Source organism: Pelomicrobium sp. (genome assembly GCF_036803785.1).
Classification (GTDB): Bacteria; Pseudomonadota; Gammaproteobacteria; order Burkholderiales; family UBA6910; genus Pelomicrobium.
This window is the reverse complement of record NZ_DAIRTR010000003.1, coordinates 1-19,806: the sequence shown is the minus strand read 5'-3', so window position 1 is coordinate 19,806 and position 19,806 is coordinate 1. Positions and strand designations below refer to the sequence as shown.

Annotated in this window: 12 protein-coding genes; 8 read left to right on the top strand and 4 right to left on the bottom strand. The window is 65.0% G+C overall.

Annotation, left to right across the window (positions count from 1 at the left end):
- The 4 genes from V7Q81_RS00755 to V7Q81_RS00740 all read left to right on the top strand — a co-directional run bounded on the left by V7Q81_RS00755 (position 1) and on the right by V7Q81_RS00740 (position 10,508).
- The gene (locus V7Q81_RS00755) at positions 1 to 1,230 is read left to right on the top strand and encodes a glucose-1-phosphate adenylyltransferase (protein WP_333839361.1); all 1,230 of its coding nucleotides are present in this window, start codon (positions 1 to 3) and stop codon (positions 1,228 to 1,230) included.
- A 169-nt stretch (positions 1,231 to 1,399) separates the two neighbouring features.
- Entirely contained in the window at positions 1,400 to 3,535 is a 2,136-nt protein-coding gene (glgX, locus tag V7Q81_RS00750; RefSeq protein WP_333839358.1) for a glycogen debranching protein GlgX, read from the top strand.
- Positions 3,532 to 5,373, top strand: a complete 1,842-nt coding sequence (gene treZ / locus V7Q81_RS00745; protein WP_333839356.1) for a malto-oligosyltrehalose trehalohydrolase — start codon at positions 3,532 to 3,534, stop codon at positions 5,371 to 5,373. The genes glgX and treZ overlap by 4 nt, the downstream gene beginning before the upstream one ends.
- Positions 5,370 to 10,508: a malto-oligosyltrehalose synthase gene (locus V7Q81_RS00740; RefSeq protein ID WP_333839353.1), complete on the top strand. Its 5,139-nt coding sequence runs from the start codon at positions 5,370 to 5,372 to the stop codon at positions 10,506 to 10,508. Before treZ ends, V7Q81_RS00740 begins: the two co-directional genes overlap by 4 nt.
- A 283-nt stretch (positions 10,509 to 10,791) precedes the next feature.
- Here V7Q81_RS00740 and V7Q81_RS00735 read toward each other — a convergent pair whose 3' ends face one another.
- The 4 genes from V7Q81_RS00735 to V7Q81_RS00720 all read right to left on the bottom strand — a co-directional run bounded on the left by V7Q81_RS00735 (position 10,792) and on the right by V7Q81_RS00720 (position 15,224).
- Entirely contained in the window at positions 10,792 to 11,649 is an 858-nt protein-coding gene (locus V7Q81_RS00735) for an ABC transporter permease subunit (protein ID WP_333839351.1), read from the bottom strand.
- Positions 11,650 to 11,719: 70 nt separating this feature from the next.
- On the bottom strand, positions 11,720 to 12,535 hold the full coding sequence (locus V7Q81_RS00730) for a taurine ABC transporter ATP-binding protein (RefSeq protein ID WP_333839348.1): 816 nt from the start codon (positions 12,533 to 12,535) through the stop codon (positions 11,720 to 11,722).
- Between the two features lie 47 nt (positions 12,536 to 12,582).
- Entirely contained in the window at positions 12,583 to 13,611 is a 1,029-nt protein-coding gene (gene tauA / locus V7Q81_RS00725) for a taurine ABC transporter substrate-binding protein (RefSeq protein WP_333839347.1), read from the bottom strand.
- 320 nt (positions 13,612 to 13,931) lie between these two features.
- Positions 13,932 to 15,224, bottom strand: coding sequence for an aminotransferase class III-fold pyridoxal phosphate-dependent enzyme (locus V7Q81_RS00720; protein ID WP_333839344.1), 1,293 nt, complete (start codon positions 15,222 to 15,224; stop codon positions 13,932 to 13,934).
- A 269-nt stretch (positions 15,225 to 15,493) separates the two neighbouring features.
- Between V7Q81_RS00720 and pdxR the strand changes: the two genes are divergently transcribed.
- From pdxR to V7Q81_RS00700, 4 genes are all read left to right on the top strand, one after another.
- Complete coding sequence (gene pdxR / locus V7Q81_RS00715; protein ID WP_333839342.1) at positions 15,494 to 17,014, top strand: MocR-like pyridoxine biosynthesis transcription factor PdxR; 1,521 nt, start codon at positions 15,494 to 15,496, stop codon at positions 17,012 to 17,014.
- A gap of 257 nt (positions 17,015 to 17,271) precedes the next feature.
- Positions 17,272 to 17,676, top strand: a complete 405-nt coding sequence (locus tag V7Q81_RS00710; protein WP_333839339.1) for a nuclear transport factor 2 family protein — start codon at positions 17,272 to 17,274, stop codon at positions 17,674 to 17,676.
- A gap of 51 nt (positions 17,677 to 17,727) precedes the next feature.
- Positions 17,728 to 19,122: an NAD(P)/FAD-dependent oxidoreductase gene (locus V7Q81_RS00705; RefSeq protein ID WP_442954723.1), complete on the top strand. Its 1,395-nt coding sequence runs from the start codon at positions 17,728 to 17,730 to the stop codon at positions 19,120 to 19,122.
- A gap of 52 nt (positions 19,123 to 19,174) precedes the next feature.
- On the top strand, positions 19,175 to 19,806 hold a 632-nt coding region (locus V7Q81_RS00700; RefSeq protein WP_333839425.1), incomplete at its 3' end, for a thiamine pyrophosphate-binding protein.

Genomic DNA, 19,806 nt, shown 5'->3' with positions numbered 1-19,806 from the left:
ATGGCAGGGCCCAAAATTCTGGCGATGGTGCTAGCGGGGGGCGAGGGAACACGCCTCTTTCCCCTGACGGCGGAGCGGTCCAAGCCGGCGGTGCCCTTCGGCGGCCGCTACCGTATCGTCGACTTCGTGCTCTCCAACCTGATCAACTCCGAGATCCATTCCATCTACGTGCTGGTGCAGTACAAGTCCCAATCCCTGATCGAACACATCCACCGGGCCTGGGTGCTCTCCCCCATCATTCCGGGTCAGTTCGTCTCCATCGTGCCGCCCCAAATGCGAGAGGGCCCGGAGTGGTTCCAGGGCACGGCGGACGCGGTCTATCAGAACCTCAATCTGCTCGAGCCCCATGCCCCCGATCTAGTGGCGGTGTTCGGCGCCGATCACGTCTACCGGATGGACATACGGCAGATGGCGCGCTTCCACCTGGAGCGGGAAGCCGACGTCACGGTGGCGGCTCTGCCGGTGCCCATCCGGGAGGCTTGCGCCTTCGGTGTCATCGACGCCCATCGCAGCGGGCGCATCATCGGCTTCGTGGAAAAGCCAGCTTCGCCACCGTCCATGCCGTCGGATCCGCAGCGGGCCTTCGCCTCTATGGGTAACTACCTGTTCAATACCCAGGTGCTGATCGAAGCGCTGCACGAAGCCCGGCGTCTGGGAGAGAAAGATTTCGGCCGGGACGTGATCCCGCGGCTGATCGCCAGCCACCGGGTGTTCGCCTATGACTTTTCCAAGAACAAGGTGCCCGGCGTGCGCTCCTATGAGGAGCCCGCTTACTGGCGCGACGTGGGCACCATCGACGCCTTTTACGCCGCCCATCGCGACACCCTCGGGATAGAGCCCCGCTTCAACCTGTTCAACCCCCGCTGGCCGATCCTCTCCAGCGGCTATCAGGGACCGGTGGCGGCCATCGCCCGTGCTACCTTAGAGAATTGCGACGTGGGTGCCGGCTCCCTGATCAAGGACGCCACGGTGCGCAATTCCGTGCTGCGCCGGGAGGTCTTGCTGGAGGAGGACGTGGTGGTTGAAGATTCCATCGTGATGGACTACACCATCGTGCGCGCCGGGGCCCGGCTTAAACGGGTGATCGTGGACCGTTACAATGTCATCGGGCCGGGCGAGCGCATCGGCTACGATCTGGAGGAAGACAAAAAGCGCTTCCACGTGACCGGATCGGGCATCGTCGTCATCCCCAAGGGCGCTCACCGGGCCGATACCCGACGCTATTACTGACCGGTCTCCCCGGCCCGGCAGGGGACGGACGTCCCCGGCGCCCAGGACGAGGAGCCGCCTTCGTGAACCATCCGGGCAGGAGCGATCCTGCCGCGCTCTCTTCCGGAGCGCGCGGCCGGGCTCGGTGCCCGAAACGCAACGAAATTTAGGACAGAACACAGGAACGCCCATGGCAAAGCCGATCACGGCCGTCTGGCCCGGCCGTCCGTACCCTCGTGGGGCCACGTGGGATGGTGAGGGGGTCAATTTCGCCCTCTTTTCCGAAAACGCGGAGAAAGTGGAGCTTTGCATCTTCGACGACAAGGGTCGGCGCGAGCTTCAGCGCATCGAGCTCAGAGAACACACCGACCAGGTGTGGCATTGCTACCTGCCCGAGGCGCGGCCCGGCATGCTCTACGGCTACCGGGTCTACGGCCCTTACAAACCCGAGGCGGGCCAGCGCTTCAACCCCCATAAGTTGCTCCTGGATCCCTACGCCAAGGCGATCGTCGGCAGCCTCAACTGGAGCGACGCCCATTTCGGCTACCGCATCGGCCATGAACGGCAGGACCTATCCTTTGACCGGCGGGACAGTGCGCCTGGCATGCCCAAGTGCCAGGTGGTGGACACCGCTTTCACCTGGGGCGAGGATCGCCGACCTGACATTGCCTGGCACGAGACCATCATCTACGAGCTGCACGTGAAGGGCTTCACCATGCAGCACCCGGAGGTACCTCCCCCCCTGCGCGGCACCTATGCGGGGCTCGCCACCACTGCCGTGATCGAATACCTGAAGCGCCTCGGCATCACCACCGTGGAGCTCATGCCGGTGCACACCTTCGTGGACGACCGGCATCTCGTGGAAAAGGGCCTGCGCAACTACTGGGGCTACAACTCCATCGGTTATTTCGCCCCCGACAACCGCTATTCCGCCACCGGCCAGGTGGCCGAGTTCAAAACCATGGTGAAGGCCCTGCACTCGGCCGGCATCGAGGTGATCCTAGACGTGGTATACAACCACACAGCCGAGGGCAATCATCTGGGCCCCACGCTCTGCTTCCGCGGCATCGACAACGCTTCCTACTATCGGCTGGTGGCCGACAATCCCCGCTACTACATGGACTACACCGGCTGCGGCAATACGCTGAACATGCAGCATCCGCGTGTGCTCCAGCTCATCATGGACTCCTTGCGCTACTGGGTGAACGAGATGCACGTGGACGGGTTTCGCTTCGATCTCGCCTCGGCTCTCGCCCGGGAGCTGCACGAAGTGGACCGATTGGGGGCATTTTTCGACATCATCCGCCAGGACCCGGTGCTGTCCCGGGTCAAGCTCATCGCCGAGCCCTGGGATCTGGGTGAGGGTGGCTACCAAGTGGGCAACTTCCCGGTCGGTTGGACCGAGTGGAACGACAAATACCGGGATACCATGCGCGCCTACTGGAAGGGGGACGGGGGCTTGATTGGCGAATTCGCCCGGCGCCTCACCGGCTCGAGCGACCTCTACGGCAAGAGCGGGCGCAGGCCCCATGCCAGCATCAACTTCGTGACCGCCCACGATGGCTTCACCCTCCATGACCTGGTCACTTACAACGAGAAGCACAACGAGGCCAACCTGGAGGGGAACCGAGACGGCCACAACCACAACCTATCTTGGAACTGCGGCGTGGAGGGCGAGACGGACGATCCCCGGATTAACGCCTTGCGGGCACGGCAGAAGCGCAACCTCCTCGCTACCCTGCTCCTGTCCCAAGGAGTGCCCATGTTGCTTGCCGGGGATGAGATCTGCCGCACCCAGCGCGGAAACAACAACGCCTATTGCCAAGACAACGAAATTTCCTGGGTGGATTGGAACCCGACCGAGCCAAAACGCAAACTTCTCGCTTTCGTCCAGCGCATGGTAGCCCTGCGGCGCGACCATCCGGTGTTCCACCGGCGCCATTTCTTCCAGGGGCGGCCCATCCATGGCACTGGGGTCAAGGACATCGTATGGCTCAAACCCGATGGCCAGGAGATGACCGACGAGGAATGGAACCAGCACCATGCCCGCTGCCTAGGGGTGTACCTTGCAGGCGAGGGCCTCACCGAGACGGACGAGCGGGGTCGCCCCATCACCGACAACAACTTCCTGGTGTTGTTCAACGCCCACCACGAGGAGATCCCTTTCACCCTGCCTCAGCTCGCCGGAGGACCTCGCTGGCTGGTGGTGCTGGACACGGCCTACGAAGAAGGTCTTGCCTGGGACGGGATGTACATGGCGGGGAGCGCCTACCCCCTGCAGGGACGGTCCCTCGCCCTGCTACAACAACAAAGGATTTCCCCATGAGACGAGCCCACTCGATGCCTTTCGGTGCCCAAGTGGAGGAGGACGGCCGTACCCGCTTCCGCTTGTGGGCCCCTTCCGCCCGCGAGGTGGACCTGGAATTGGAAGGTGCCGGCGCCCCCCTCGCCATGGCTCCCTTGGGGGAAGGATGGTTCGAACGCACCACCGCTGCGCCCCCCGGCACCCGCTACCGACTGCGCATCGACGGGGGGTTGCGGGTACCCGATCCGGCGTCCCGATTCAACCCCGACGATGTACATGGGGCGAGCGAAGTGGTGGACCCGCGGGCCTTCGACTGGCCGGATGCGGCCTGGTGCGGACGGCCGTGGGAAGAGGCGGTGCTCTACGAACTGCACGTGGGGGCTTTTTCCCCGGAGGGAACCTTCGCCGGCGTGGAGGCCCGGCTCGACCACCTGGCCGGGCTGGGGGTGACCGGCCTGGAACTCATGCCGGTGGCGGACTTCCCGGGCCGGCGCAACTGGGGCTATGACGGTGTCTTGCCTTTCGCGCCGGACGCCGCCTACGGCCGTCCCGAGGATCTGAAGCGCCTGGTGGCGGCGGCCCACGCCCGTGGCCTCATGGTGCTGCTGGACGTGGTGTACAACCACTTCGGTCCCGAGGGCAACTATCTGCACCTGTACGCCAAACCGTTTTTCTCCGAGCGTCACCAGACCCCCTGGGGCGCCGCCATCAACTTCGACGGCCCCGGCAGCCGCGTGGTACGGGACTTCTTCATCCACAACGCCCTCTACTGGATCGAGGAATTCCACCTGGACGGGCTGCGCCTCGACGCGGTGCACGCCATTGCCGACGATTCGCGCCCGGACATCCTGGAGGAGCTGGCGCAGGCCGTGCGCCGCGGACCAGGCAGACAGCGCCACGTGCACCTCGTGCTGGAAAACGACAAGAACCAGGCCCGCTACCTGGTGCGCGAGCCCTCCGGCCGCCCGCGCTGGTACGACGCCCAGTGGAACGACGACATCCATCACGCCTTCCATGTGCTGCTTGCCGGGGAAAGGGACGGCTACTACGCCGATTATGCGGAAAAGCCGACCTGGTACCTGGGCCGCTGCCTCGCCGAGGGCTTCGCCTACCAGGGCGAGCCCTCGCCCTACCGCCAGCACAAACCCCGGGGAGAGCCCAGCGCCCAACTGCCGCCCGGGGCCTTCGTCTCCTTCCTCCAGACCCACGACCAGGTGGGCAATCGGGCCTTCGGTGAACGGCTGGTGACTCTCGCCCCGGAAGGGGCCTTGCGCGCCGCAACCGCCGCCTGGCTGCTCGCGCCCTCCCCGCCCATGTTGTTCATGGGAGAAGAGTTCGGGGCTGCAACGCCCTTCCTTTTCTTCTGCGATTTCGGGCCGGACCTAGCAGCGGCCGTCACCCAGGGGCGGCGGCGGGAGTTCGCTCGCTTCGCCCGCTTCGCCGACCCGCAGGCCCAGAAGGAGATTCCGGATCCCAATGCTGAAGAAACCTTCGCCCGCAGCAAGCTCGATTGGAGCTGCCGGCAGCGGGCACCCCATGACCGCTGGCTCGCCCTGTACCGGCGCCTGCTGGGGCTGCGCCGCGACCATATCGTGCCGCGACTCGCCGGCATGGCGGGGCGCGCAGGCGTCTCTCAGGTGCTGGCCGAGGGGGCGCTCACCGCCCGCTGGCGGCTCGGGGACGCGAGCCTACTCGTCCTGTGGCTCAACCTCGGGTCTCAGCCGGTGGCGATCGGCGCACCGCCTAAGGATGCGCCCTTCTTCGCCGAGCCCGAGGACGCCTGCACCGAGCTGTCCGCCGGCCGCCTGCCCGCCGCCTGCGCCGTCTGGTTTCTCGACACTTCTGGTGGAGCGACATGACCGATTCCCACGCTCTCGAGCAGCTCTGCCACCTCCTCGGCATCGGCGCCGAGTACACCGATATCTGGGGCAAGCCCCACCGCGTCTCCGATGCGACGCGTCTCGCCCTGCTGCGCGCCATGGGCGTCGTCCGGGATCCGGCTGAGGTGCCTGCCGCCCTCAAGGAGCGGCAAGAACGGTCCTGGCGCAGGGGGCTCGCCCCGGCCACGGTGGTGCGCCAGTCGGCGCCGCCCTATGTGATCCTCTATCGCTGCCCAGAGAGTCTCGCCGCTCGCCTCCATCGCTGGACCCTCACCCTGGAGAAGGGCGAGACAAGACGCGGCGAATTCCAGCCCGAAGAGCTCGAGCAGCGCGCCCGCCGGGAGGTGGACGGGAGGCCTTTCGTGGAGGTCGCGTTTCAGTGGCACGACCGGCTGCCCCTTGGCTATCACCGCTTCGCGGTTCAGGGTCCTGAGGGCGAAGAGGAGGCGGCAACGAGCCTCATCGTCGTGCCCGACCGCTGCTATACACCCCCCGCCTTGGCGGGAGAGGGCCGGGTGTGGGGCCCAGCGCTTCAGCTCTACGCCCTGCGCAGCGCGCGCAACTGGGGTATCGGCGACTTCACTGACCTGCGCAACGCGGTGGAGATCGCCGGCCGTGCAGGGGCCGGCATCGTGGGGTTGAATCCCCTGCACGCGCTGTTTCCCCACAACCCCCAACACAAGAGCCCCTACAGCCCCTCAAGCCGACAATTCCTGAACGTGCTCTACCTGGACGTGGAAGCGGTGCCGGAATTCGCCGAGTGTGTGGAGGCCCGGGAGCTCGTGGCCGATCCCCAGTTCCAGGCCCGGCTGCGCGCGCTGCGGGCGGCGGAGCTGGTGGACTACGCCGGGGTCGCCGAAGCCAAACTTTCGGTACTGGCGCGGATGTTTGCCCATTTCCGCGAGCAGCACCTGGCCGCCGGCACGGCACGGGCCAGAGCGTTCCAGCAGTACTGCCAGGCCCAGGGGGACGCCTTAGAACGTTTTGCCGTCTATCACGCCCTCCAAGAGCACCTTCACGCCCAGGATCCCGGCCTATGGGGTTGGCCCGTGTGGTCCGAGGACTACCGCGACCCCTTGGCCCCGGCAGTAAAACGCTTCATTCGGGCCCATCACGACCGCATCGAGTATCACGCCTGGCTGCAGTGGCTGTGCGAGGAGCAGCTTGCCGCCTGCGGAAAGCGCTCCTGGGAGATGGGGCTGGGCGTCGGCCTGTACCAGGATTTGGCCGTGTCCGTGGACCGGGCCGGCGCCGAGGCGTGGGCGTGGCAGACGCTGTATGCCCTCGAAGTCAGCATCGGCGCGCCGCCGGATGACTTTAACCTCCACGGCCAAAACTGGGGGCTCCCGCCCCTCATCCCAGAGCGGCTGGAGGAAACCGCCTATGCTCCTTTCATCGCCATGCTGCGCGCCAACATGCGCCATGCCGGAGCCCTGCGCATCGACCACGTGATGGGACTGCTGCGCCTGTTCTGGGTGCCGGCGGGAAGCGAGCCCGCGCAAGGCTGCTACGTCTACTATCCCTTCCGGGACCTGCTGGGCATCCTAGCGCTGGAGAGCCAACGCAACCGCTGCCTGGTAGTGGGAGAGGATCTGGGCACGGTGCCCGACGAGGTGCGCGCAGGCCTCGGATCCCTGGGGGTGCTTTCGTACCGGCTGCTCCTGTTCGAGAAGGAAAGCGACGGTAGCTTTAAGCCGCCTCAAGCATACCCGACTCAGGCGCTAGTTGCCGTGAGCACCCATGATCTGCCGACATTGAAGAGCTATTGGCTCGGCCACGACCTGGATCTGCGGGCGAGCCTGAAGCTCTACCCCAACGAGGAAGTACGGGCCAAGCAGATCGTGGAGCGCTCCGAGGATCGGGCCCGGCTCCTTTGGGCCCTGGAGCAAGAGGGATTGCTGCCCGCCGGCATGAGCCTTCATCCCATTTCGGCGCCTGAGATGACCCCCGAGCTCATGCTCGCGATCCACGCCTACCTGGCGCGCAGCCCGGCCAAGATCATGATGGTCCAGATGGAGGACGTGCTGGGCCAGCTCGAGCAGGTGAACCTGCCGGGAACCACCGACCAGTATCCCAACTGGCAGCGCAAGCTCCCGTTGAACCTGGAGGAATGGGGGGGCGACCCGCGTTTCACCGCTCTGGCGGAGAGCCTGAGGCGTAGCCGCGGGGTGGGCGTTCAGCCCAAGGAGGAAGCGTCCGCTCCGGGGCGCCTCGAGGCGACCCCCATCATCCCCCGGGCCACCTATCGCTTGCAATTGAACCGCGCGTTCACCTTCTCCCGTGCCGCCGAGCTGGTCCCCTACCTCGCCCAGCTCGGGGTCTCCCACGTTTACTGCTCCCCTTACCTCAAGGCCCGTCCCGGAAGCCTCCACGGCTACGACATCATCGACCACACGGCCCTCAACCCGGAGATCGGCTCCGAGGAAGATTTCGAGCGCTTCGTCGCAGCCCTCAAAGCCCACGGCATGGGCCAGATCCTGGACATGGTGCCCAACCACATGGGCGTGCTGGGGGCGGACAATGCCTATTGGCTCGACGTGCTGGAAAACGGTCCGGCATCGGTCCACGCTGGCGTGTTCGACATCGACTGGGAACCAGTCAAGGACGAAATCCAGGGCAAGGTGCTGGTGCCGGTGCTGGGGGATCAGTACGGAATCATCCTGGAGCGGGGCGAGCTGAAGCTCGCCTTTGACCCCCAGCGAGGGGAATTCAGCGTTTGGTACTACGAGCATCGCTTTCCCGTGGATCCGCGGGAGTATCCTCGCATCCTGCTGCACGCCATCGAGCGGCTGGATGCCCGCCTGGGTCCAGAGCACCCCGATGCGCTGGAGTTCAAAAGCCTCGCCACTGCTTTCCAGCATCTGCCCGCGCGCCGCGAGACCGATCCCGCCAAACTCGCCGAGCGCCAGCGGGACAAGGAGATCCATAAGCGTCACCTGGGGGAGCTCGTGCGCCGCTCGCCCGACCTCGCCCAGTACATCGACGAAGTGGTGAAGGAGCTGAACGGCACGCCCGGGGATCCCCTGTCCTTCGACGCGCTGCATGCCCTGCTGGAAGCCCAGGCCTACCGGCTCGCCTACTGGCGGGTCGCCTCCGACGAGATCAATTATCGGCGCTTCTTCGACATCAACGACCTCGCCGCATTGCGCATGGAGAATCCGGAGGTCTTCGAGTTCACCCATCGCCGGGTGCTGGAGCTGCTCAATGCAGGCAAAGTGGAGGCATTACGCATCGACCATCCGGACGGCCTATACGACCCGGCGGAATACTTCCGCCGCCTGCAATACCGCCGCGCCCAAGTGCCGCCACCGTCGGCACAGTCCCCGGGCCAGGCGCCCTTCCGTTCCACCTACGTGGTGGTAGAGAAGATCTTGCAGGGCGACGAGCGCCTGCCTGAGGACTGGCCCGTGCACGGCACGACGGGATACGATTTCATGAACCTGGTGGGGGGGCTCCTCCTGGATCCTGCCGCGGGGCCGCGGCTAGAGCGCTTCTATCGCGCCTTCGTTCGGAAGTCCGACTCCTACGAGGAAATCCTCTATCAGGCGAAGCGGCTCATCATGCGCACCGCTTTGGCGGGCGAACTCAACGTCCTTGCCAATCAGCTCAACCGCATCTCCGAGGCGGATCGCCACACCTGCGACTTCACGCTCAACAACTTGCGCTACGCCCTGCGCGAGATCGTGGCTTGCTTCCCCGTGTACCGGACTTACATCGCCCATGGAGCCGCCCGCGAGGACGACCGCCGCGCCATCCATCAGGCGGTAGAAGCTGCCAAGCGCCGCGCCCGCGCCGGTGACGTGAGCGTGTTCGATTTCGTGCGCGAGATCATGCTCACCACCATCGCCGAGGGCAAGAGCGAGGCCTACCGTCAGCAGGTGCTGGCCTTCGCCATGAAACTACAGCAGTACACCGCCCCCGTGACCGCCAAAGGCATGGAGGACACGAGCTTCTATCTCTACAACCGGCTCATCTCCTTAAACGAAGTGGGTGGCGATCCGCGCCGCTTCGGGGTCACGCCCCTCGCCTTCCACCGAGCCAACCGGGAACGGCAGAAGAGCTGGCCCCATACCCTGCTCGCCACCTCCACCCATGACAACAAGCGCTCGGAAGACGTGCGAGCGCGGCTGCACGTTCTGTCAGAGATTCCCGACGAATGGCGTGCCAAGGTCCAGCGCTGGCACCGCATCAACCGTCCCCACAAGCCCAAGTTGGGCACATCACGGGCACCGAGCCTGAACGACGAGTATTTCCTCTATCAAACCCTGCTCGGCGCCTGGCCCTTGGAGCCGCTGGACCAAGCGAGCCTCGCCGTCTTCCGGAAACGCATCGTAGGGGCTATGCTCAAGGCCATTCGGGAAGCCAAGGCCCATACCTCCTGGATCAATCCGGATCCGGCGTACGAAGAGGCCACCCTAGGCTTCGTGGAAGCGCTGCTCTCGCCCGACCCCGGCAACCGGTTCCTGGAAGAATTCCTCCCCTTCCAGCGCAAAGTGGCGCGGCTCGGGTTGCTCAACAGCCTCACGCAAGTGCTGCTCAAGTTCACCGTGCCCGGCGTTCCCGACCTCTATCAGGGAAACGAGCTGTGGGACTTCAGCCTCGTGGACCCGGACAACCGCCGCCCGGTGGATTACGAGCATCGCGCCCGGCTGCTCGCCCAGCTTCGCCAGACCGCCTCGGGCGACCCCTCAGCCCTGGCCGACTACGTGACCGAGCTCTACGAAAGCATCGAGGACGGCCGGCTCAAGCTCTATTTCACCTGGAAGCTCCTCGCCTTGCGCGGCGAGCGGGAGGCGCTTTTCCGCTGCGGCGAATATCTGCCCCTGCGGGTCATGGGCCCCCGGGCTGATCACGTGGTCGCTTTTGCCCGCGCCCAAGGCAAGAGTACGGTCACGGTGGCGGTGGCCCGCTGGTTCGCTAAGCTGAACGCCATGACAGTGAAGCCTGTGGGAGAGGTGTGGGCCGACACAGCGGTGGAAACGCCGGGCCCAGGAGAATGGTTCAACGTGCTCACCGGGGAACGCGTGACCGCCGGCGACGGGTCAGCAACCACCTCCGTGCCGGCATCCGACCTCTTCAGGACCATTCCCTGGGCGGTGCTAGTCCCTGGCTAGCCCGGGTGAGGGCCGCCGCAGCCGAAGCAGACCGGCCGCTCCAGAGCGCCAAAGATCTCCGGCCGCATTCCCGTCCGAGGCCGGCGAGCACGCCCATACCCGGGTAAGGAGCAGCGCAAGACCATTAGGCGACTTGCGAAAAATACCGAGGCTCCTCCTCGCTTAGGGCTGAAGGCAGTGCCTTGTCGCCCTGAGCGTAATGGCACCGCTCACACCCCGAGAGAGGCTGAGCACCAACGTACCGCGCAGCACCAGGCGGTAGCTTCCTTTCGCCTCAATCACCCTACATTTTCCCCTTCCACGGCGCCAGCACCCGCTCCAGGTAGCGCATCAGCAGATCGAAGGCGATGGCAAAGAATCCAATCACGATGATCCCCATGATGACCACGTCGCTCGCCAGGAACTCGGCCGCATTGAGCACCATGAAGCCCAGTCCTCGGGTGGCGGCCACCATCTCCGCGGCCACCAGGGTCGTCCAGCCCACGCCGATGCCGATGCGCATGCCGGTGAAGATCTCCGGCAGGGCGGCCTTGAGAATGACAAAGCGGATGACCTGAAGCCGCGTTGCCCCCATGGAATAGGCGGCGTGGATCTGCTCGATGGACACCGAGCGGACCCCAGCGCGCGCGGCGATGGCCATGGGGGCGAAAATCGCCAGGTAGATGAGGAACACCTTGGAGAACTCTCCGATGCCAAACCAGATCACCACCAGGGGCAAGTAAGCCAGGGGAGGTAGGGGCCGGTAAAACTCAATGGGAGGGTCGAAGATGCCTCGCACCACCCGGTTCACCCCCATGAGCACACCGATAGGAATTGCCGTGACGCAAGCGAGCAGGAACGCGCCAAACACTCGGGACAGGCTAGTGACCGTGTGTTCCAGGAGCGTCGAGTTGGCAAATCCTTCTGTGCTGACCGTGACAAACTTCTGAAACACGGCTTGGGGAGAGGGCAGGAACAGGGGTTTTACCCAACCCGTGTTGGTCACCAGGACCCACAGCGCCACCAGGATGACCACCGTGGCTGCGCTGATCGCCCCGCTGCTTCCCTGTCCGGGCGCGCCGTAGGCGTCTCCCGGTTTCGCCGCGCCAGCGCCGAACCAGCGGATCGCCAGGGTATGTAACCCCGTCTCTTCGGTCCTCATCGGGCGTGGAACGCTGACGGCGCCCCGTTGCTGGGACATCGGCCTACACCTCGAGAAAAAATGTCGGCGCCTAGGCATAGACCACCTCCTGGGCGCTCCCTCCCGCCTTTTCGTCACCGTAAATGATGGAAAGCACCTCCTCGCGCATTTGGATGAAGTCCGGGCTCGACTTAATGGCTCGGGCGTTGCGGCACGTGAGGAATCGCCGGTTGAAGTCCAGCTCGTAGGTATGGGTGATGCGGCCCGGACGCGGCGACATGACGATCAAGCGGCTGCCGAGGAACAAGGCCTCTTCCACGCTGTGAGTGATGAAAAAGACCATCTTTTTCGTCTCTTGCCACACATCGAGGAGCAGCTCCTGGATGGTTTCCCGTGTGAGGGCGTCCAGGGCCGCCATAGGCTCATCCATGAGCAGCATGGCAGGGTCGCACGTGAGCGCCCGGGCGATACCGACCCGCTGCTGCATCCCCCCCGAGAGCTGATAGACCATGTGGCGGTGGAAATCCTGTAGGCCCACCAGCGCCAGGTTCTTGGCTGCGATTTCCCGGCGTTCTCGTTTTGGCACGCCTTGGAGCTTGAGACCGAACTCCGTGTTCTCGATGACGTTGAGCCAGGGCAGCAAGGCGTGCTTTTGGAACACCACGCCCCGGTCCCTTCCCGGTCCCGTGATCCGACGACCTCCGAGAAGCAGCTCGCCGCTCGTGGGCGCGATGAAACCGGCCATCAGGTTGAGTAGGGTGGTCTTGCCGCAGCCGGAAGCGCCAAGGGCCACCACGAAATCCCCGCTCTCGATGGTAAGGTTGATGTCGTCCAGCGCGTGCACCTCTTCCCCTCGGCGGCGCCCGGGATAGACGACGCTCACGCCCTTGATGTGTAGGCTCTCCATCTCGATGTCCTCCTCCGTCCGGTGCGCTTGGGCTCAGGCGCTGCCGGTCATCGCGGCAGGGCCGCTTCAGCGTACTTGGAAGTCACGAACTTGCCATAGTCGGGAGCCATCTTGTCGATGCTTTTTTGGTCCTTTAAGAATTCGGCCGTCGCTTGCAGAGCTCGCGCTGCACCCCCGTCCCTGCCGCCTCCCAGCCAAGTAGGCGATACCTGCTCCTCGACGACAGGAAAGCGGTAGAGCTTCACGGCCTCAGCCACATCCCTAGGCTCGCCGCCCACCAGCTTCACCATCGCTTTCACCTCTGGCGACTCGGCCGTCCAGCGCGCGCCCTCCTTCGCGTAGGCGGCATAGAGGTCGGCCAGCGTTCTGGTGAACTTGACCATGAAGTCATGATGCGCCTGCGCCCAGTTGCGGTTGACGGCGATGCCGTCGAAGGTGGCCTTGCCCTTTCTGCTGAGCTCGCCCGAGGTCACGAGCACCTTGCCGTTTTGCTTGATGCGGGAAAGGGCAGGGTCCCACACGAAGGCGGCATCGATATCGCCCCGCTCCCAAGCGGCTGCGATCTGGTTGGGCTGCATGTTGAGCAGCCGTACTTCCGTGGGTTTGATGCCCCACAGCTCGAGGGCGAACAGGGTATGGAAATGGGTGGTGGAAACGAACGGCACGGCGATCTTCTTGCCCTTGAGATCCTGAGGATCGTTGATACCGGAGCCGTTGCGCACCACCAGGGCTTCTGCCTCGTTGATGTCGTCCAGGATCCAGAACAGTTGCAGGTCCACGCCTCGGCTCACCGCGGCGGCGAGGGGGCTCGAACCGATCACGCCCACCTGTACGTCCCCGGAGGCCATAGCCGTCGCCACCTTGGCGCCCGAATCGAACTGCCGCCAGCGGATCTTGTAACCGGTCGCCTTTTCGAAGCGTCCGTCGGCGATGCCCACCAGCAGCGGGCCGACGATCAATTGATAGGCGATGGTGACTTGCTTCTGCTGTGCCCACGAACCGCCAGGGCCAAGGAGCAGCCCGGCCGCGAGTACTACCCCGCATATGTTGCGTGCCCAAGATTTGATGCGTTTCATTCCTTGTCCTCCTCGTAGAAAAGTTGTTCTGGCTAACGCACCGCTGTGAAGACTTCTTGCTGAAAAAACCTGCCGGAGGGATACCTTTGACCCGGCGCAAAAGCCGCTGCTCGAGGCGCTAGCCCTTCTTTGAGAAGTCTCGCCTGAGTCTGCGCATCGAACAGCAGCCTTTGGATCGCGTGTGCCCGGGCGCCGGGTACGGTCGCGGCAGCAAAGGCCAAACCCAATCCCATTCGTCCCAGCAAGTGCTTTCGGTATATATGCATTCCTGTGCTCCTCTCATGCATGCGCGCGATCAAAACCGAGGGCCGAGCATCTGACTAACCGCAGGCGGAAAGCACGCTGCGCACGATCTGGCACATTTCCTCGATGTGGTGCGGCTGCGCAACGAGCGCCGGGGCAAGGATCGCCGTGTCACCGGTCGTCTTGACATGCAGCCCGGCATCGAATAAGCGCTTCTGGATCTCGTAGCCGCGCTGCCCGGGAGCCCCTTGCGCTGCGAGCTCGATCCCGGCGATCAGTCCGTAGCCCCGGATGTCGGTGATGACCGGCAAGTCTCCCAGGGCGAACACCGCCTCGAGAAAACAGGGCGACAAAGCGGCACCGCGTTCGAACAGCGCTTCTCCCTCGTAGATATCCAGCGCCGCCAGGGCGGCGGCGCAGGCCGCCGGATGCGCGGAGGTGGTATACCCGTGGGCGAGCTCAATGGCCTCGGGCGCCGCCGCCCCCAGGATCGTCTCGCAGACCTCCTCTCGTACCGCCACGGCACCCATGGGCTGGGCACCGTTGGTGATCCCCTTGGCCATGGTGATCAGGTCCGGCGTGACGCCGAAGCTCTGGGCGGCGAAGGCCCGCCCCGTGCGGCCGAAGCCGCAAATCACTTCGTCGAACACAAGGAGGATCCCGTGGTCGTCGCAAATCTGGCGCAGCCGCTCCAGGTATCCCTTGGGCGGCACCAGCACGCCCGTCGAGCCGGCGATCGGCTCAACGAAGCAGGCGGCGATGTTCTCGGCGCCGTGCACATCCACGATGCGCTGCAGGTCTTCCGCCAGCTCGGCTCCAGAGCCGGGCTGTCCTTGAGTGAACCGGTTTTCCGGCAGCCAGGTATGGCGCATGTGGGCAACGCCCACCATCGGGCTGCCGAAGCCGCGGCGATTCTGCACCATCCCCGACAGGGCCAGGCCGCCGAGATTGACCCCGTGATACGCCCGCTCCCGGGAGACGAACAGGGTGCGGCTTGCCTCGCGGCGGGCGCGATGGTAAGCAAGGCAGATCTTCATAGCGGTATCCACCGCCTCCGAGCCGGAGTTGACAAAGAAGATCCGGTCGAGGCCCGGCGGCGTGAGGGTTGCCAGGCGCTCGGCCAGCGCAAAAGCGCCGGGGTGTCCCCGCAGGAAGCTGGGAGCATAATCGAGCGTCAGCAATTGGCGCCTGACCGCTTCGGCGATTTCCGGCCGGCCATGGCCGGCCGGAGAAGTGAAGAGCCCCGACGAACCGTCCAGGATGCGCCGCCCCCGGTCGTCCCAGTAGTACATGCCTTGGGCGCCCACAATCCAGCGGGGCTCGGCCCTGAAATCCCGGTTGGGCGTGAAAGGTAGCCAGTGGTGCGCCACCCCGGCGGATCGCGGTCGTTCCGACCCCGATGGGAATGCCCCTGGGCTGGCGCTGTGCGGCATGGAGCTGGGATTCATGATCGCCCTTCCCATTCGAGTGGTGCCATATTGCCTGCCTGCGGGAAGGGGGGTTAGAACCAGTTGGCGGAAATCGATGGGGCCAAGGGAGCCGCCCCTTCCCCTGCCGGTCTGAGCGCCCGCATACGTTTCCATAGGCCCGCTTTCGCCGTACATTTAAACAAAGAAGGTCTTGCCCCAGGAGAAGGGAAGTGGCCAGCAGGCTCAGAACCGCGATGTGGGATCGGCTGTTTCAGCGTTGCGCCAGGCCCGGATTGAGCCTACAAAGCCAGATCCGCCAGATGCTGGTCTCGGCCATTCTGGATGGCCAGATCCCCGTGGGGGTGCCCCTTCCTTCCAGCCGGGAGCTAGCCGAACAGCTCGGCGTTGCGCGCAACACCGTGGTGCTCGCCTATCAGCAGCTCGTGGACGAGGGCTACCTCATCTCCCGGGAGCGCAGCGGCCATTTCGTCAATCCCGACATCCTGGGGCGCAAAGCCCCTCTGCCGGAAGGTGCAACCGGCGGCGGGCCTGCGCCCCGGTGGTCGGAACGGTTTCGCTTCCAACCCTCCCGCCAGCGCAACATCGTCAAACCGGAGAACTGGCAGACGTTTCCCTATCCCTTCATCTATGGCCAGTTCGATCCTTCCCTTTTTCCCACTGCTGAATGGCGCGAGTGCTGCATGAAGGAGCTCTCCGTCATGGAGATTCGGGACTGGGCCCCCGACCTGATCGCCCGAGATGATCACTCCCTCATTCAACAAATCCGTACCCGCGTACTGCCCCGGCGGGGGGTATGGGCATCGGAGGAAGAAATCGTGGTCACCGTGGGCGCCCAGCAGGCGCTCTACCTCCTGGCCGACCTGCTGGTCACGGACCGCACGGTGGTGGGCATGGAGGATCCGGGCTATCCGGACGCGCGCAACATCTTCGCGAGCCGTACGTCCCGAGTAATCGGTTTGCCGGTGGACGAGCAGGGACTGCCCGTGAGCGAAGCCCTCGACCAGTGCGACTACGTCTACGTGACGCCCAGCCATCAGTGCCCTACCACGGTCACTTTGCCCCTCGAGCGGCGGGAGGCCCTTCTGCGACGGGCGGAAAAGGCCGATTTCGTCCTGATCGAGGACGACTACGAATGCGAGCATGGTTTCGCCAAGGAGCCCCTCCCGGCGCTCAAGAGCCTGGACCGAAGCGATCGGGTGATTTACATCGGCAGCCTCTCCAAGACCTTCGCGCCGGGCCTGCGGCTGGGCTACATCGTGGGGCCCGAGGTCCTGATTCGCGAGATGCGAGCGCTGCGCCGGCTTATGCTGCGACATCCCTCGGCCTTCATCCAACGCTCCTTCGCCCTGTTCCTCGCCCTGGGCCACCACGACGCCATGCTGCGGCGTTTGTCCTACGCCTATCGGGAGCGGGCCCAGGTGCTGGCCGAGGCCATTGACCGGCATTTACCCCAAGTGGCCCACGTTCCCACGACGGGCGGCGCTTCCTGCTGGATCACCGGGCCCTCTTGGCTGGATGCCCGCGCGCTGGCTCGTTCGGCGGCCGCCCGGGGCGTGCTGATCGAGCCGGGGGATGTTTTCTTCATGGCAGACGATCCCCCGCGGCATCATTTCCGGCTCGGTTTTTCTTCCATCCCGGTGGACAAGATCGAGCCCGGCATCCAGCGCCTCGCCGAGGCGCTGGACGAGCAAGCGGGCCTCCACGGCGCGCGAACATACCACGCCCGTTAACCTTCGCCGGGCAGCGATCCCGCGCCTCCCCGGGCGACCCCCTGGGGCACTGTGCCACAACACGGTTTGCTGGCCCAAGCGAATCCCAGCAACTGGCGCTACCGCCGCTGCGGGCTGCCCACTAACGTTGTCGCCGTCGCGCAAGTTTTTTGTGACACGGCTCCCCCACCCGGGTGGGCAGCGCCTCAATCACCGCGACGGGGGCAGGGCAGCCGAGCCACGTTTCAACCCGCTGAGTCAACCGGAGGAAGAAAAGCATGCCCGAGGAAACATCCGGCGTCACCGTCGAGACCCTAGAGGCCTTCACCGAGGCCTGGAATCGCCATGACTTGGACGCCCTGATGAGCTTCATGACCGAGGACTGCGTGTTCGAGACCGCGGCCGGACCCGATCCCTGGGGCACCCGCTACCAAGGCCACGAGGCGGTACGCGCCGCCTTCGCCCAGGTGTGGGCACTCTTTCCCGACGCCCAGTGGACCCACGGCCGCCATTTCGTGGCTGCAGACCGGGGGGTGTCAGAATGGACATTCACGGGCACCCGCATCGACGGCACCCGCATCGAGGTGAACGGGGTGGATGTCTTCACTTTCCGCGACGGGAAGATCGCCGTCAAAAACGCTTTCCGCAAGGATCGTCCGCCGGTCCAGGCCCCTTCCCGCTGACCGGCCCACTGCGTGCGTCAGAAACCACAACACTCCCAAAGCATGAAGGCCATGGCCATGGACCAGAGCGATTTCAAGCAGGCGCCCGCGGCGTACGATCCCACCTTCGACCCGCTAGTGGCGAAAACGCCGACATGCGGCCAGGCGTACCCGCCCACCTATTGGGCCGCTACCGCAGGCGCGCCCCCACCCGATGACGGTCCCATCACCCGAGACGTGGACGTGGACGTGGTCATCGTCGGGGCTGGCTATACCGGGCTCGCCACGGCCATCTTCCTCGCCCGGGAGCACGGCATCAAGGCCACCGTGCTGGAAGCCAACCGAGCCGCCTGGGGCTGTAGCGGACGCAACGGCGGCCAGGCCCAGAATGCCAGCGGACGCCTGTACCGCTCCCAATGGCTCAAGCGCTGGGGCAAAGAAACGGCCCTGCGCCTGCACGCGGAGATCCTGGACGGCTTCGAAACGTTCAAGTCCCTGATCCAGGACATCGACTGCGATCCCCAGCCGGGTGGCCATTTATGGATCGCCCACCGCCCCCACATCATGAAGAGGCTGGAAGCGGAAGCGCGAGTGATGAAAGAGGTGTTCGACTATGAAGCCGAGATTCTCGATGCGGCAACCCTGCGACGACGCTACGTGAACGACGCAGAGGCCGCGGGCGCGATGCACGAGCCAGATGGCATCGGCGTGCACCCGATGAAGCTCGCCTTCGGCTATCTCCGGCTCGCCCGCCAGCTCGGCGCCACGGTGCATCCGGCAAGCCCGGTCCTGTCGTGGACAACCCGCAACGGCATTCATCACTTGCACACGCCGGGCGGCACGGTGCGCGCCCGGGCGGTGGGAGTCGCTACCGGCGGCTACACCCTGCAGACGTTGCACCCGCTGCTCAAGAATCGGGTCTTTCCGGTGTTGTCGAATTCCATGGTGACCCGGCCCCTCACCCCCCAGGAAATCGACGCCTGTAACTGGCGCACCACCGAGGTGCTCACCGACACTCGCACCCTGCGTTTCTACTACCGGCGGCTCCCGGACAACCGGGTGCAGATCGGCAGCCGCAGCGCCATCACCGGCCGGGATGCACCCCATCCGAGGCACTTCCGACTCCTGGTAGACGGCCTGCACCGTAAGTTCCCCGCCCTCAAGGGCATCGAAATCGAGTATTCCTGGTGGGGCTGGGTGGACGTCAGCCATGACATGATGCCCCGCATCGTGCAGCCGGACCCACATCAGGCGATCTATTACGCCCTCGGCTACGGAGGAAACGGCGTCTCCTTCTCCGCCCAGGCAGGCCGGCGCATGGCCCAAAAGATCGCGGGCAAGGAGCGTGGGCCCGATCTGCCCATCTACGATTCCCCCTTGCCGGGTCACGTATTCGCCCCTTTCCGCCGCCTCGGCCAGTGGCTGCTGTACCGGTGGTATTTCCTGCGGGACGAATATCTTCTGTGATCCGTGCCGATTAACCCGACCGAAGGAAGCAACGATGGCAACCCATCCCAAGATGAAGGAAGAGGCCCGTGGCAGTGAGCTGGTGGGGGCGGGTCCGATGCGGATGACCCCGAGCGAAGCGTTTGTGGAGACGCTGGTGGCCCATGGGGTGAAGGAGGTTTTTGGGATTGTGGGTTCGGCGCTGATGGATGCGCTGGATCTTTTTCCTGCGGCGGGCATTCGCTACATTCCGGTGGTGCACGAGCAGGGGGCGGGGCACATGGCCGATGGATATGCGCGCATCTCTGGGCGTCCTGGGGTGTGCATGGCGCAGAACGGTCCTGGGATTACCAATTTTGTGACGGCGGTGGCGGCGGCCTACTGGGCGCACTCTCCGGTGGTGGTGATCACGCCCGAGTCGGGCAGCATGACCATGGGGCTGGGGGGGTTTCAGGAGACGGAGCAGCTGCCCATTTTTTCCAAGATCACCAAGTTTCAGGCCCATGTGAACAATCCTCGGCGCATGGCGGAGCTGACGGGTCGGGTCTTTGACCGGGCGCTGCTTGAGATGGGGCCGGCGCAGCTCAACATTCCGCGCGACTTCTTCTACGGGGAGTACGACTTTGAGATTCCGGCGCCCATTCGCATCGAGCGGGGGCCGGGGGGTGAGCGCAGTCTGGAGCAGGCGGCCGAGCTGCTGGGGGC